General features: G+C 70.8%; 10 protein-coding genes. 2 read left to right on the top strand and 8 right to left on the bottom strand.

The annotated features are described in order from the left end of the window. Positions 1 to 234 precede the first annotated feature (234 nt). Entirely contained in the window at positions 235 to 654 is a 420-nt protein-coding gene (locus tag ACTMVF_RS03540) for a DUF3052 domain-containing protein (protein ID WP_441269552.1), read from the bottom strand. Between the two features lie 167 nt (positions 655 to 821). On the opposite strand from ACTMVF_RS03540, the gene ACTMVF_RS03535 reads away from it, so the two are divergent. Then, a complete protein-coding gene (locus ACTMVF_RS03535) occupies positions 822 to 3,194 on the top strand; it encodes a SpoIIE family protein phosphatase (RefSeq protein WP_441269437.1) in 2,373 nt (790 codons plus the stop codon). 284 nt (positions 3,195 to 3,478) lie between these two features. Here ACTMVF_RS03535 and ACTMVF_RS03530 read toward each other — a convergent pair whose 3' ends face one another. Together ACTMVF_RS03530 and ACTMVF_RS03525 are read right to left on the bottom strand one after the other, a co-directional pair. After that, positions 3,479 to 4,864 (bottom strand): Tat pathway signal sequence domain protein, encoded by a 1,386-nt coding sequence (locus ACTMVF_RS03530; RefSeq protein ID WP_441269551.1) that lies wholly within the window; start codon positions 4,862 to 4,864, stop codon positions 3,479 to 3,481. 153 nt (positions 4,865 to 5,017) lie between these two features. Next, positions 5,018 to 6,817, bottom strand: a complete 1,800-nt coding sequence (locus ACTMVF_RS03525; RefSeq protein WP_441269550.1) for a protein kinase domain-containing protein — start codon at positions 6,815 to 6,817, stop codon at positions 5,018 to 5,020. A gap of 1,148 nt (positions 6,818 to 7,965) precedes the next feature. On the opposite strand from ACTMVF_RS03525, the gene ACTMVF_RS03520 reads away from it, so the two are divergent. Then, positions 7,966 to 8,289, top strand: a complete 324-nt coding sequence (locus ACTMVF_RS03520; protein ID WP_441269436.1) for a LysR family transcriptional regulator — start codon at positions 7,966 to 7,968, stop codon at positions 8,287 to 8,289. 25 nt (positions 8,290 to 8,314) lie between these two features. Here the strand turns inward: ACTMVF_RS03520 and ACTMVF_RS03515 are convergent, their stop codons facing one another. The 5 genes from ACTMVF_RS03515 to ACTMVF_RS03495 form a co-directional block, all read right to left on the bottom strand. After that, positions 8,315 to 8,902: a TetR family transcriptional regulator gene (locus tag ACTMVF_RS03515; RefSeq protein WP_441269435.1), complete on the bottom strand. Its 588-nt coding sequence runs from the start codon at positions 8,900 to 8,902 to the stop codon at positions 8,315 to 8,317. 169 nt (positions 8,903 to 9,071) lie between these two features. Then, positions 9,072 to 10,073 (bottom strand): 2,3-diaminopropionate biosynthesis protein SbnB, encoded by a 1,002-nt coding sequence (gene sbnB / locus ACTMVF_RS03510; protein WP_441269434.1) that lies wholly within the window; start codon positions 10,071 to 10,073, stop codon positions 9,072 to 9,074. 73 nt (positions 10,074 to 10,146) lie between these two features. Further along, positions 10,147 to 11,118, bottom strand: coding sequence for a 2,3-diaminopropionate biosynthesis protein SbnA (gene sbnA, locus ACTMVF_RS03505; RefSeq protein ID WP_441269433.1), 972 nt, complete (start codon positions 11,116 to 11,118; stop codon positions 10,147 to 10,149). Between the two features lie 7 nt (positions 11,119 to 11,125). Beyond that, positions 11,126 to 12,832: an ATP-binding cassette domain-containing protein gene (locus ACTMVF_RS03500; RefSeq protein ID WP_441269432.1), complete on the bottom strand. Its 1,707-nt coding sequence runs from the start codon at positions 12,830 to 12,832 to the stop codon at positions 11,126 to 11,128. Continuing rightward, positions 12,829 to 14,526, bottom strand: coding sequence for an ABC transporter ATP-binding protein (locus ACTMVF_RS03495; RefSeq protein WP_441269431.1), 1,698 nt, complete (start codon positions 14,524 to 14,526; stop codon positions 12,829 to 12,831). Before ACTMVF_RS03495 ends, ACTMVF_RS03500 begins: the two co-directional genes overlap by 4 nt. Between the last annotated feature and the right edge of the window lie 294 nt (positions 14,527 to 14,820).

The following is a 14,820-nucleotide window of genomic DNA, read 5'->3' as shown; positions in this document are numbered from 1 at the left end:
AATCGAACGGCCTCGAAGCGGAACGCCGTTGGCCATATGTTAGCGATCCGTTGGCGCGGCCTGATGTGATCACTTCATCGGATCTGGCCCGACGGCGCGCGCGTACGACGCGCAACTCGGGGGAGTGTCGCCGTCGGCCGGATCCGGGGACGCAGGCGGGTCCCGGTCGCCGGAGGTGAGCGACCGGGGCCCGCGTCCCTTCCCTCCTCGCGCTCCCCGCTCGACCTCGGCAGGTCATGCGCCGCGGTTCTCCCTGCGCCGCACGAACTTCAGGCCCGACCAGTCCTCTCCCAGAGACGCGACCTTCACGTCGACCACGCCGAGCGGGAGGAAGAGGTCCCGCAGCGCGTTCTCGGTGATGTCGCTGACGTGGCCGGCCGCCCGGCGGGGCCACGCGATCCAGAGCATGGCGTGGTCCGCGAGGTCGCCGACCAGCCCGGGACCTTCGGCGACGAGGTCGCCGTACGACCGATAGAACGCGACGGCGACGTCCGCGCCCCGCGGGCCTCCTTCGGCCACCTCGCAGCCGTCCGGCAGCCCGGGAATGTCCCAGCGTGCGGGCGCGTGACGGAGGCGGACCCGGTGGCCCGGCTGGATGCCGATCTTCCTGGCGAGCGGCGTACCGGAGTAACCCATGGCGACCCCCTCATTCATCTCCACCTGTATCCACCCATCTCCGGGCCGCCTTCCCGCCGCCTTCCCGCCCTCTCGGCACCGCCTTCAGGCACGGGAATCCATGCACGGGAATCCGACTTGTCCGATTCTCGCGCAACGCGCACGCTGGAACCGTGAGTAACATCACCGCTGCAAAGTGAGCCATAATGACCACTTTTGATCAGAACCTCGGTCACTACGGGTGGTCACCGGATGCCGCGACAGCCACGATCGGCCTGGAGGGCATCGTCACGGGGTGGAGCGAGGGTGCCCGGCGGCTGCTGGGGTACCGCGCCTCCGAGGTCGTGGGACGGGCCGCGGCCGACCTCCTGGTGGATCGGGAGGCGACCGGCTTCTCGCCCGTCGGCTCCCAGGAGTGGAGCGGCACGGCGGCGCTGCGGCACCGCGACGGCCACCGCGTCGAACTGACCCTGCACGCCCAGCCCTCCCTCGACGGCGACGGCGCGACGCAGGCGTTCGTCGTCACCGCAACCACCGGAACCCCCGCCTCCCAGCGCGACCGGTGGATGGTGGAGTGGGCCTTCGCCCAGTCCTCGATCGCACTGTCCACCTACAGCGCCGCGTCGGGATCGTGGCGGTTGAACGCGGGCGCCGAGGCCGACCCGCTCGGGGAGGCCCGCTCCGACGCGGGGTTCCTCAGGTGTGTCCGGCGGGTCGCCGAGGAGGCCATGCCGATGCGGTACGAGGGGTTCGCCCCGGCCCCGGCCGCGGCTGCCCGGCAGCGCTCCTGGATCGTCGAGCTGTGGCCCGTGCGGGACCCCGAGTCCGGCGAGGTGGCCGGGGTCGGCACCGCCGCCTTCGACAGCAGCGAGCAGTACGCCGCCCGGCAGCGGCTGGCCCTGCTGAACGAGGCGGGCACCCGCATCGGCACCACCCTCAACGTCGGCCGCACCGCCCAGGAGCTGGCCGATCTGGCCGTGCCGCGGCTCGCCGACTTCGCCAGCGTGGACCTGCTCGACTCGGTGATCCGCGGGGAGGAGCCGGTGCCGGGGCCGGTCGACGCGGCCGTGGCGCTGCGCCGGATCGCCCATCAGTCGGCCACCGAGGGCGAGGGCGTGCCGGAGGCCGCCGTCGAGCTGGGCGGGATCGACACCTATCCCCCGTTCTCGCCGCCCGCCCGCTCCCTGACCAGTGGCCGGCCGGTCCTCAGCGGCAAGGAGGACCCCGATTTCCAGCGGTGGGTCACCGAGCACGAGGCGCGGGCCGCCATCGTCCGGGAGCACAAGTTCCACTCGGTCATGGCCACCCCGCTGCGGGCCCGCGGCATCACCCTCGGGGTCGCGGTCTTCGTCCGCAGCAAGAACTCCCCGCCGTTCCAGCAGGACGACCTGATCCTCGCCGAGGAACTCGCGGGCCGGGCGGCCGTCGGCGTGGACAACGCCCGCCGCTACACCCGCGAGCGCACCAACGCGCTCACCCTCCAGCGCAGCCTGCTCCCCCGCGACCTTCCGAAACAGGCGGCCGTCGAGGTGGCGTACCGCTATCTGCCCGCCGGCACGGGCGCCGGCGTGGGCGGCGACTGGTTCGACGTCGTACCGCTGTCGGGCACCCGGGTCGCCCTGGTCGTCGGTGATGTCGTCGGGCACGGCATCCACGCCTCCGCCACCATGGGACGGCTGCGTACCGCCGTGCGCACCCTCGCCGACGTGGACCTGCCCCCGGACGAGCTGCTCACCCACCTCGACGACCTGGTCACCCACCTCACCTCGGACGACGACAGCACCGTCCGCGACCTGCCGTACACCGGTGGGGTCGGCGCGACCTGTCTGTACGCCGTGTACGACCCGGTCTCCCGGATCTGCACCATCGCCAGCGCCGGCCACGTCCCGCCCGTCGTGCTGCTGCCCGACGGGTCGGTCAGCGTCGTCCACCTCACGCCCGGTCCGCTGCTCGGCGTCGGCGGGCTGCCCTTCGAGGCGACCGAGCTGGAGCTGCCCGAGGGCAGCCTGCTCGCCTTCTACACCGACGGCCTGCTGGCCCGGGAGCGCGACGTCGGCGTCGGCCTGGAACGGCTCTGCTCGGCCCTGGCCTCCCCCGTGCCGTCGCTGGAGGTCACCTGCGACGCCATCCTCAAGGCGCTGCTCCCCGAGAGTCCCGCCGACGACGTGGCCCTCCTGCTCGCCCGCACCCGCGCCCTGCACGCCGACCAGGTCGCCGCCTGGGCCCTGCCGTCCGACCCCGCGATCGTGGCCGACGCCCGCGCGCAGGCCTCCCGGCAGCTCGCCGCCTGGGGCCTTCAGGAGGCGGCGTTCGTCACCGAGCTGGTGGTGAGCGAGCTGGTCACCAACGCCATCCGCTACGGCGACGTACCGATCGGGCTGCGCCTGATCCGCGACCGCACCCTGATCTGCGAGGTGTCCGACGCCAGTAGCACGGCCCCCCATCTGCGCCGGGCCCGGACCTTCGACGAAGGCGGCCGCGGGCTGCACATGGTCGCCCAGCTCACCCAGGGCTGGGGCACCCGTCAGACCCCCACCGGCAAGACGATCTGGGCCGAACAGCCCCTTCCCGTCGGCTGACCATGACCGCGCGCACGGGTTGCCTACGCGCTCGCCCGCGTCCGGATGCGCGGCTCGGGCGCGATGGTGCTCGCCCTGGCTGGTCGCCCAGCTCCCGCCCGCCATCGTGAACGCCTTCATCGGACGGCACGGCACATCGTGGGGCGCCCTGACGGCGACGGCCACCCTCATCAGCGTGCCGGTGGTCTGCGTGTTCGCCCTTGTGCCGGCGCTTCATGGTCGGCGGGTTGACCGCAGGCAGCGTCCGAGGGTGAGCCGGGTGAGCCGCTCGGAGAAGCGGGACGTCAGACCCCGAGCGGATTGAAGCGCGTCGCCGCCATCAGATACCAGGCGGTCGCCCCCGTATGCCGATACGGGTAGTAGCCGAACCCGAAGCCGGTGTCGAGCGGACTGCTCGCCGCCACGACTCCGCAACGCCCGGGAAGCTCCCGCCCCCCGATGGTCTGCCCGCCCCCGAGCAGATCCTGAGCCCGCTCGATGGAGTCGATCAGCCGCCGGGCCCGCGCCTCGTCACCCCGCCCGCTCCGCTCCCGCAGGGCGAGCGCGAGATGAGCGGTCCCCTCGAACCACACGCCGTTGCGGTCGGGCTTGGGCTGGGTGTCGGCGATCGGAGCGTCCTCGTTCGCGAGGAGACTGACCGAGCTGAAGGTGACGCCTTCGTACGACTGCCCCGCCGGGACCGTGCTGTTGCGCCGCTCGGCATGGTCGAGAACGGCCAGCTCACGCGCGGCCCAGTCCAACGACCGGGCGTGCACACGGGAGTCGAGGGCGAGGTGGGTCCAGGTCTGGGTGTCCTCGGGGACGGGCGAGGTGTTGATCGTCGTCCCGTCGTTGGTCCCGGTGTAGAAGAACCCGCCGGAGGGCTCCCACATCTGCCTGACGAAGGCCTCGGCACGCGCCCGCCGCGCCCTCCACACCCGGTCCCCCGTGAGCCGGGCGAGCCGCCCGAAGAGGCAGACGAGGTCGGTGTTGTGCTCGGTGGAGGTGAACGGAAGCTTCTCATTCGCCCCATTGACCCCGAACTTGTAGCCCCCGAGCGGTTCCTCGGTACGCCCGTTGCGCTCGATCCACTCCCCGATCCGCACAGCCCCGTCGAGGAACCGCCGCTGCCCGGTCCGCCGCGCGAGCGCGCTGAGCGCGATCCCGGCCCAGGCCATGTCGCCCACGGCCGTCCCCGTGAACCCGAACTGTGTCCCGACGTTGGCGGTCCCGTCCGCCCGCACGAACCCGTCCGGCTGCCGCGAGCCGTCGTAGAAGGTGTACGGCCCCACGTTGTAGGCCTGCCGCAGCCGACCGTCGTCATGGACCGGGTCATGCTCCTGGGCGTACAGCAGCGCGTCCCCGAGTACGACGGCCCGGGCATGTGCGTCTGTGGAGCGGGTGGCGAGGAGGGCGAGGATCGCGAGGGCGTTGTCGTAGGTGAAGGCGGTACTGAACAGCCCCGCCTGGTCGGTGTAGCTCTGGGCGAGCCGGGTGCTGCCGTGGTCGGGGTAGGCGTCCATGGCGGCGGCGAGGAAGGCGTGGGCGCGGCGCTGGGCGGAGGTCGCGTCGGCGTGGGCGCTGCCTGCCGCGGCCGAGGTGAGCACTGCGGCGCCGAGGGCGGCCCCGATGAGGGTGCGACGACTGAACGCCGGGCCTCGACTGTCGGTCATGCCGTTCGTGCCGTCCATGCCGTCCATGGGTCTCCCTTGCCGGGCTTTGAGAGCGCTCTCACGAGTGCGAGGCCATTCTGCTGGTGCGGGTGGGACGGGTCAACGGCCTTGCGGCACGGGACAGTCGGCGTCGTCAGTCGTGGTCGGGAACGCCCGAGGACGGCGCCGTCCTCAACCGGTCAGCTTCCACTGCTGCTCGGGGGCGTTCCACTCGGTGATGCAGGTCGACTGGATGGCCTGCGCGCCGTTGTCGGTGCTGCCGCCGCCTTCGATCGACAGGCACCTGGCGCTCTTGCCGTTCTTGAACTGGCCGCCCGTGGCCCGGGCCCACCGCTGCTCGGGAGCGTCCCAGTCGGAGATGCAGGTGGACTGGACGGCCCGGGCGCCGTTGGCGGTGCTGCCGTGGTCCGCGATGGACAGGCACTTGCCGGTCTTGACGTTCTTGAGCATGTTGGACGAGGGGCCGGCCCAGTACCACCGCTGCTCGTCACCCCCGTTGCAGGCCCACTGGATGGCACTGGTGCCGTTTGCGGCGCTGCCGCCGTTGTCGAGGGACAGGCACTTCCCGCTCTTCGCGTTGACGAGCCGGTACGTGGTCCTGTCCCCCGTCGCTTCGGAGGCCGAGGCGCTCGGGGCCGCCTCCGTCTCGCCGGAGGAGGCAGAGGGGTCAGGGGAGTTGACCGAAGGCGCCGGGCTCTGCGCGGGATCCGCCACGGCCTTGCCTTGATCTCCCGCCTCCTTCCCCTCCTTGCCGCCCTTGTCACCGGACTTGCTCGCACGAGCGCTGCCGGGCTGCTCCGACGGGGTGTTGTCGTCCCCCTCGGCCGTTGCGCGGTCGGCCGCAGAGGAGACGGCCGCGTTCTTGCCGTCGTTGTCGTCGGAGCCGGCGCCGACGGCCAGGTAGGTGACGCCGCCACCGATGAGGAACACCGCGAGCGCGGCCGCGGCGATCGTCAGTGAACGGCTGCGGCGCGACCGAGGGCCGGTGGAGGCTCGCTCGTCGACGGCTGCCGTGTCGGGCTGCGGCCGGAACGGCGCCGCGGCGTGGTTCAGGGCGGGCGGCGGGCCGAACGGTCCCGCTGGTGGCGCCTCGGGCGTCCCGGGGGTCTGTGCCGGCGGGGCGGAGCGGCCGAGGCGCATCGTGACCGCCGGATCGGGCTGCGCGGTGCCGGACGCGTCGGGGGACGCGGGGGGCAGCGGCCGGCCCGTGGCGATCGCGCTGAGGAGCTGTGCCGCCTGTGCCGCGTCCGGGCGGGACGCGGGGTCCTTGGCCAGCAGCCCGTGCAGGACGGGGGTGAGCGGGCCGGCCCGGCGCGGCTCGGGCAGCGGTTCGGTGACGATCGCGGTGATGGTCGACCAGGTGGAGGTGCGGCGGAAGGGAGTACCGCCCTCGACGGCGGCGTACAGGGTGGCGCCCAGCGACCAGACGTCCGAAGGCGGGCCCGGCTGCTCCCCGCGGGCCCGCTCGGGCGCGAGGTAGTCGAGGGAGCCGACGAGTTCACCGCTGCGCGTGAGGTTGGTGCCGGCGTCGTCGCCGGGATCGTCGATGGCCGCGATGCCGAAGTCGGTCAGCACCACTCGACCGCCGTGTTCGAGCAGGATGTTGGCGGGCTTCACATCGCGGTGGAGTACGCCGGCCCGGTGGGCGGCGGCCAGGGCGTCGAGGACCTTGGCGCCGATCTCGGCCGCGTGCCGGGGGTCGAGGGCACCTTGCCGGCGCATCACGTCGTCCAGGGAGGCGCCCTCGATCAGCTCCATGACGATGACGGGGTGACCGTCGTGGTCGGTGACGTCGTGCACGGCCACCACGCCGGGGTGGTGTATCCGGGCCGCCGCACGGGCCTCGCGCTGCATGCGCAGCCGCAGGCCGGCCAGTCGGTCCGCCTCGTGCTCGTCGGCGAAGTCGCGGAGCTCCTTCACCGCGACCTGCCGGCCGAGGGTTTCGTCGACGGCCCGCCATACGGTGCCCATGCCGCCGCGGCCCAGCCGCTCCACTGTGCGGTACCGGCCGGCGATCAGCCTGCCGTCACCCTTCGCACGGCTCTCCCCCGTCACTGCCACTGCCCGCCTCGAGGTTGGTTTCCCGTGTGCGCATGGCAGCCTACGGGCTGTCCGGAGGCGGCGAGTTGACGGGTCCCCGGGCTTGGACGAGCAGCATGGGCACAGCAGCGCGTCCCCGAGCCCCACGGCCCGGGCCCGCCGTCTCCGGCCCGTGCCGCTGCCGCTGCCGCTGCCGCCGCCGAGAGCGCTCTCACCAAGTGCGGGCTCACCCTCCCGGTGGGGCGGGGCGGGTCAACGGGCATACGGCGCCGTGCAGTTGATGAGAAAGCCCGGAAAGATCCACCTGGGCTGCACCCGGCGAGCCCAGACCCGAGAAAGGGTGCGAATTCGAACCTTTCAGGAGGATTGACGAACTCCGTTGCGGGGCGAGAAATGCACCGACTACTTTCGGACAGGGAAAGCTTTGGCCCTGAGACCTTCGAACATCTCCGGCCGCAAAGCACCAGAGCGGCCCGTGGGGCACCACTCAAAACAAGCCAACCGTTGCAAAATACATTCTTGTTGGTATATTTTTCGGTGTGCAGTAGCGCCGCGTTTTAGCGACGTGAACATCAACAGGGGGATTCTTACCGTGCATATTGACAGCACATTGTCCGATAGCGCCGATCGCCACGGTGGAAACGGGGTCCCGCACCCCCGTCCATCCCGACGGCGCCGGGACGAGCCTCTTCCTCGCCGCTAGCGCGTCGGCCATCGGTTGAACGCGGACCGGAGCGCAGCCACCCGCACCCATCCCGCCGCCCCGGTACCCACCTGATCCACCGTCTGTCGTTTGCCTCGCAACCCTTCCTCCGACGGCCCGCAACCGCCGGAGCGAAGCCATGACCAGAGGCATCCGAGCAAGGAACCGAACGGAAGTCGGCCACGCGCCGCACCGACCGCAGCGTGCCCTCGTACACAGGTCACGCTTCGGCGACCACGCACACGCAGCAGTCCCGCACAACGGGGCCTGCCCGCCGAGCGAATGAGCGGAAGCGACCCCGGTCGCCCGTCTGCGCGCGCCGCGGCCTCGACCGGGCCGGGCGATACGCCGACGACCCGCTCCCTGAGGGGAAAACATGGATATCCACCACCTGCGAGCGTTCCAGGAAGTGGCTCGCGTACTGAGCTTCACCGAGGCCGCCCGGAACCTGTACCGCGCGCAGTCCACCGTGACCGGGCAGATCAAGAGCCTGGAAAAGGTACTCGGCGTACAGCTCTTCCACCGCAAGGGCCGATGCCCGATCGAACTCACCGAGGCCGGCCTGCTGCTGCAGCAGCGTGCCGCGCTCATCCTCGATGCCGTCGATTCGGCCAACCGGGATGTCAAGCAGGCAGCCCGCCCACGACGAGGCCTCCGACCCGGCGGCAAGGCCACCGGGGGCGTACGACTGCGGGCCTGACACCGGCGCCGACAGCGCGCCGGGATCAGCCGAGTGAGCGCCGCGCGGCCGGAAGGACCGTCTCCCACATCAGTGCCAGCACGTCCGCGGCGTTCACCTTGCCGGTTACCAGGCCGAGCTCCCGGGGCCCGAGCACGGCCGCGATCAACAGCCGGGCAAGCAGTTCGGGCCGATGCCCGGCGCCGATGTCGCCCTGCTCCTGAGACGACAGGACCAGCGAGGTCACCAGGGTCCGCAGCTCGGCGAAGTGGGGCCCTTCGACCTCCCCGGCCCGGGCCGCTGCCATCGACAGGCGCAGCCCTGCCAGGAAACGAACGTCCTCGGCGGTACGCCGAGACAGTTCCAGCAACAGCCGGGTGAGCGTCTGCAGAGCGGGGCCGGGGCTGTGCCGGGCCGCGGTCGTCACCTCGATCCAGCTTTTGTCGAACTCGTCGATCACCGCCGCGGCGAGCGCCGCCTTCGAGGGAAAGTGGCCGTACAGCGCGCCCTTGGTGAGACCGATACGGTCCGCGACCAACTGGAGGTTGGTGTCGGCGAAACCGCGTGCTGCGAAGATTTCACCTGCCGCGTCCAGAATGACTGCGTGCGTCAGGCGTGCCCTCGCCTGCTTCATCGAGGCGCTCCTTGGGGCAGATCGACAGGATTTATCTGCGGGTACAGATACGACCCTATTCCGCCTCACTCATTCAGGCAGAATTCGAGAAACTGTCAATGAGAGTTGTTTTATCCTGCGTGTCCGCGTCCGGCCCGCCGCGGCAGCCGCGCCACGGCGGGCGTCTGCCTCACCAGCGGTGCGTCTCGGCGAAGAAGTCCGCGATCTCGACGGCCTTCTGCTCGGCGCGGGCCCTGCGGTGCACATGAGCGCCGAGCGCGAGGTCGAGGATGCCGAGCCCGAAGGGTGAGAACACCACCGGCCGGTCGTCCGGCACGGACAGGTCGCCGTTGAGCACTGCGGCCAGCGTGCCCGTGACGAACTCCCGCCCGCCCGAGGCCTGTTCGGCCAGGTGCGGCGAGGTGTTGGCCTTCATGCAGTGCTCGACGTCGTCAAAGATGTTCGCCGACGCGAGGATCACCTCGGGGGCGAGGTCGCGCAACGACAGGTTCAGCACGAGCTGGCCGGACTTGAAAGGCGTGTGGACATAGGGGGTGCCGGCGGTGGTGGTGAAGACGACCGTGTCCGCCTCGAGAGCGGTGCCGAGGTCCTCGGTGAAGACGGCTTTCTGCCCGAGCTCGCCGTTCAGGTGCTCGACGAGCGCCTGCCCGGACGCGGCGTGCAGATCGTGCACCAGGTACTCGTCGGGTGCGCAGCCGGCCGCGTGCAGGTACTCACAGACGTTGCGGGCGATGATGCCCGCGCCGACCACGGCGACCCGCGTACCCCGGTACCCGCCCGGTCGCAGCGCGTCGGCCGCGACGGCCGCGGACGCGGCGGTGCGGGCGGCGCTGATCTGGGCGGCCTCCAGGCAGGCGATCGGGTAGCCGGTCTCGTAGTCGTTGAGGATCAGCACCGCCGAGGCCCGCGGTATGGACTTCTTCGTGTTGGACGGGAAGCTGGAGATCCACTTGATGCCGGCCAGTTGCACGTCCGCGCCGAGGAACGACGGCAAGGCGATGATCCGTGCGTCGGGCTTCTCGGGAAAGCGCAGGAAGTAGCTGTCGGGATTGACGGACTCGCCGGCCTCGTGGTCCAGGTAGGTCTGCTTCACGAGGTCCAGGACCGAACGGCGGTCGTGGGTCAGGATCTCGTGGACCACCGGGCCGGGGACCAGGTCGAAGTCGAACATGAAGGTGTTCCCTCTCTGCGGGTTGTGCCGAAGACGCCGCTCCTCCGCACGCGTTCGGAGGCGGCTGACATCGCTAAGGGCGAGGCAGCGGAGCGAGTGCCTCGGTCCCGAAGTGCTCGAAGACCCAGGCGTCGTCGTAGATGGTGTCGAGGTAGCGCTCCCCCATGTCCGGGGAGATGCACACCGTGCGCAAGGTGCGCTGGGGGTCGTTCTGTTCGAGCCAGGTACGGGCTCCGTCGACGACGGTGCCCGTGGAGCCGCCGAAGAGCAGACCGCGCGCGGACAGGGCGCGGCACATCCGGACAGCGGCCTCCTCCGGGACGAAGACCACGTCGTCGAAGGCGTACGGATCGAGCAACGGCGGTACGACACCCGCGCCGAGGCCCGGTATGAGACGGGTCGCGGCGGGTGCGCCGAAGCTGACGGAGCCGACCGAGTCGACGGCGACGACACGGGCGCTGCTGCCCAGGTCGCGGAAGTAGCGCACGCAGCCCATCGCGGTGCCGGCCGTGCCGACGCCGACGAACAGCACGTCCAGGTCCGGGAAGTGCTTGAGGATGCCCTGGGCGGTGCCCTCGTAGTGGGCCAGCCAGTTCGCCTCGTTGGAGTACTGGTTGAGCCAGAGGTGGCGGGAGTCCTCCGCGCAGCGACGGCGTACGAGGTCCAGCCGGGCCTTGAGGTATCCGCCCTCGGGGTCGGGTTCGTCGACCACGACCAGACGGGTACCGAGCGCCCGCATGAGCGACGCCGTCAGCTCATTGCACCTGCGGTCGGTGACGCAGGTGAAGGGGATTCCCTTCGCCGCCGCGATGACGCTGAGGGCGACGCCGAGGTTCCCGGAAGAGGACTCGATGAGGACGGAGTCGTCCCGCAGGAGGTTGTCCCGCTCAGCGGCGGCGATCATGTTCGCCGCCGCCTTCATCTTGATGGAGCCGCCGAAATTGAGGCCTTCGCACTTGACGTGGAGCGCATGCCCCAGCACGGGTTCGAGATCTATGTAGAGATCCGAGTCGACCAGTTCATGCGGTGACCGAATGATGGGCACTGGTAGCTCACTCCGCGGTGACGAGGGACGGGTCGGTACGGCGGGTCACGTGCACCACGGTCGTGGCCAGGGCGATCAGGTCGGGGTTGTGCGAGACGACCACCCACGCCCCGGGCCACTGCTCGGGCACGGTCTGCCAGATCGCGCGCGCCGTCGGTCCGTCCAGCGAGGAGTCGCAGTCGTCGACGACGTAGAGCTCGGCGGGACGGCACAGCATGCGGGCCAGGGCCAGGCGCTGGCGCTGTCCGCCGGACAGGCGGCTGGCCTCGCCGGAGTCGAGGAAGGTGTCCAGGCCCTCGGGCAGCTCGGGGGTGCCGGGCCGCAGGTGGACCGCGGCCAGAGCCTGGTGCATGCGCTCCTCGGTGATGCTGTCGTCGCCGAGTCGCAGATTGTCGCGGACCGTACCGGTGACGAAGCGGGGTGACTGGCGGGCGTAGGAGATGTGCGGGGCGCCGAGCCGGGCTCGGTCACCGGTGATGTCGGTGCCGTTCCAGCTGACCTGGCCGGCCGCGTCCTGCTGCAGCGCGAGGAGGGCACGGACCACGGTGCTCTTGCCGGCTCCGATGTCACCGGCGACCGCCACCAGTTGGCCGGGCCGGACGGTGAGGTCGACCGGCTCGGGGGCGGGCCCTCCCTCCGCCGCCCGGCGGGTCAGTCCGGTCGCGGTGAGCTCCCGCAGGGGCTCGGCGGTGACGGAGCGGCCCGCGGTCGGCTCGGCGTCGCCGCTCATGCCGGCCAGGCGCCGGTAGGACACCTTGCCGCTCTGGTAGCGGGCGAGGATCTTGCCGAAGAAGAACATCTGCTGGCCCAGCCAGCTGGAGTACGTCATGAACAGCACGAGCTCACCGATGGTGAAGTCGCCCTCGACGATCCGCACACTCGCGGTCAGCAGCACCACGGCGGTGCCGATCATGACGAGGTTGCGGAACAGGTCGGAGAGCAGGTCGGCGAAGACCTGATGGCGCTGCTGGAGGCGACGCCGCTCGGCGAAACTCTGCTCCAGCCGAGCCATCCGGCCGGTGATGGCACCGGACAGACGCAGATCGCGGATGCCCGTCAGGGTGTCGGTGATCGCGCCGCCGATGAGGCCCTGCTTGACCCTGGTCTGCGCCTGCAGGGACGCCACCCGGTTCTTCAGCGCGACCGAGGCGAGCAGGCCCCCGAGCAGCAACAGCAGCGGGATGGTCATGACGAGGTCCGTGGCGACGAGCACGGAGACGGCGATGACGAGCAGCACCGACCGGTAGATGAGGTCGGTGGTCCACTCCAGCAGCCCCCCGATCTCGTCGGTGTCGTCGCGCAGCCGGTTGATGGTGTCGCCGTTGCTCGCGGCGGCGTCCCGGGTGGCGGGACGGCCGAGCAGACCGCGCAGCACGCGCACCTTGAGCCAGGCGCTGGTCTTGAAGATCAGCATGAAGGTCAGCTGCAGACCGCCCCACAGCACGAGGGCCCGGAGCGCCATCAGCCCGACGGCGAACGCGAGCAGCCACCAGACCCCGGTGTCGACGGAATCGGTCCCCGCGCGGTCGATGAGCCGGGAGATCACCAGGCCGATGACGAGGGGAAGAGCGTAGATGACGGTCCAGCTCGCGATCGCGGCGAGATAGAGGCCCTTCAGACGGACACCGGCGTGCAGCAGGAACCGGCCGAACGGCTGGGAGCCCAGCGGCGGTTGGAGCTGCCCGGACGGGGGGACGGCTTCTGGCGGATTCACCTGGCGGCTCCTTCGCGGGGGCGGTCGACGTCCGTGATCCGGCCGCCAGCCATGGCGACGATCCGGTCGACGCCGTTCAGCGCGGCTTGGCGGTGTTCGACCATGACGACCGTGCGGTCCTTCATCACGGTCCTGAGAAGGTCCGACCAGGTCCGTTCCGCTCCGGGGTCGAGCTTGGAGGCCCCTTCGTCGACGACGAGCAGGCCCACCGGGCGGATCAGGACGCGGGCGCAGGCGACGACCTGCATCTCGCCCTCGGACAGGGCCCGTCCCGCGGCGCCGATCCCCGTGTCGAGCCCCTGGGGCAGCGCCCGGATCCAGCCGTCCGCGTTGAGTTGCTTCAGCACCTGCCAGATCCGCTCGTCGGAGACCGAGTCGTCGAAGAGAGTGACGTTGTCGCGCACGGAGGCCGCGAAGACGTGCGCACGCTGGCTCAGCACGGTCAGCCGCGAGGTGAACTCCCCCGGGTCGATGCGGTTGACGTCCACTCCGCCGATGGTCACCCGGCCCTCGCCGGGGGACGCCAGCCCGCACAGGAGATTGATCAGGGTGCTCTTGCCGGCACCGGTCTGCCCGACTATGCCGAGGCTGCCCCCGGCGGGCACGGTGAAGGAGACGTCACGCACCACGGGGCTGTCGCCGTAGGCGAAGCTGACGTGGTCGAAGGCCACTTCGAGGGGTCCCTCGGGAAGCGAGCCGGACGGCAGCGTGTCCTTGGCCTCGGCGGCGGGTTCCTCCAGTGTGCGGGCCGCGGTGGCCAGGACCGCCATGGTCTTCTGCAGTTCGCCCCACTGGGAGGACATCTCCTCCATCGGCTTCTGCAGCAGGTCCACGTACAGGTAGATCATGGTCAGGGTGCCGATGGACAAGGTCCCCTGGTCCAGGCCGCGCAGCCCGAAGCCGAAGCCGAGAGCGAACGCGACGGCGAAGAACAGCTGGGTCAGCGGCCAGAAGGCACGACCGCTGATGTACGCGCGGCCCTCCGTGCGCAGCAGGCCGGCCAGTTTGTCCTGGACCGTGCCGGTCGCCCAGCGGGACTTGCCCAGGGGCAGCAGATCATCCCGTGCGGCCAGGGAGTCGCCGACGAACCCGAAGAGGGCGGCCTGCTGCTCCCGAGCCAACTCCCAGCGGGTGACGGCGCGTCGGGCGAGCCGGGTCAGCAGCATGCACACGCCGACGATGAGCACGGCGATCCCGGCTCCCGCGGCGGGAACCGCGACGACCATCACGGTGAGCGTGCCCACGACGATCGCGACATTGCCGATCATCTGGAAGCCGGACTCGGCGATGGACTTGCCGACGATGTCGCTGTTGCCCTCGACCTTCTCCAGCACCTCGCCGACGGGACGACTCTCCACCTCCAGCACCGGGCGTTCGACGGCGGCGCGGCGCAGCAGCCGGACGCGCAGGCCGTCCGAGATCTCCCAGGCGCTGCGCACGGCCAGGTAGCCGGCGCCGATGCGGGCCGCGCCGCCGACCAGGGCGACAGCCAGGTAGACCAGGGCGACGGTGACGAGCAGCGACCGGCTGCTCCCCTCGGTGGCGCGGTCGACGAAGTACTGGACGAGGAGCGGGCCCGCCAGCGTGGCGAGGACACTGACGACCAGCACGCCGAGGGCGCCGGCCACGACGGTTCTGACGGGCCGGATCTCCTGACGCAGCAGGCGCGTTGCACTGCTCCGTGTACCGGTCATGCGATCGGCACTTCAGGCCGCTGCGACGTCATCGCATCTCTCCCTCGGGTGGGGACCGCTGCGGACTCGTGCGCAGCCGGACGGAGGAAGAAGACCAAATCTCTTTCGAAGGTTTCAATTGACATCGGGGATGCCGATCGAAGTGAGGCCCCCCGGTTGGCACCTGACATTCCTTTGATCGGGATGCCCGATGTCATTTGAATCCCTCGCGAAGGTTTTGCTGTCCTGACGGCCACGGCGGCGGGCACGACGCCTCCACCGGATGCAGGTACGCGCGTTCGAGCGCAGACGCGA

The organism is Streptomyces sp. SD31 (assembly GCF_052068475.1).
In the GTDB taxonomy this organism is placed as follows: Bacteria; Actinomycetota; Actinomycetes; order Streptomycetales; family Streptomycetaceae; genus Streptomyces.
This window is presented reverse-complemented; position numbering and strand designations above follow the sequence as displayed.

Bases quoted from the DNA above. Each gene is read 5' to 3' on its own strand.
- ACTMVF_RS03540 (WP_441269552.1), bottom strand. From the start codon at position 654: ATGAATGAGGGGGTCGCCATGGGTTACTCCGGTACGCCGCTCGCCAGG.
- ACTMVF_RS03535 (WP_441269437.1), top strand. From the start codon at position 822: ATGACCACTTTTGATCAGAACCTCGGTCACTACGGGTGGTCACCGGAT.
- ACTMVF_RS03530 (WP_441269551.1), bottom strand. From the start codon at position 4,864: ATGGACGGCACGAACGGCATGACCGACAGTCGAGGCCCGGCGTTCAGT.
- ACTMVF_RS03525 (WP_441269550.1), bottom strand. From the start codon at position 6,817: ATGGGCACCGTATGGCGGGCCGTCGACGAAACCCTCGGCCGGCAGGTC.
- ACTMVF_RS03520 (WP_441269436.1), top strand. From the start codon at position 7,966: ATGGATATCCACCACCTGCGAGCGTTCCAGGAAGTGGCTCGCGTACTG.
- ACTMVF_RS03515 (WP_441269435.1), bottom strand. From the start codon at position 8,902: ATGAAGCAGGCGAGGGCACGCCTGACGCACGCAGTCATTCTGGACGCG.
- sbnB (WP_441269434.1), bottom strand. From the start codon at position 10,073: ATGTTCGACTTCGACCTGGTCCCCGGCCCGGTGGTCCACGAGATCCTG.
- ACTMVF_RS03495 (WP_441269431.1), bottom strand. From the start codon at position 14,526: ATGACCGGTACACGGAGCAGTGCAACGCGCCTGCTGCGTCAGGAGATC.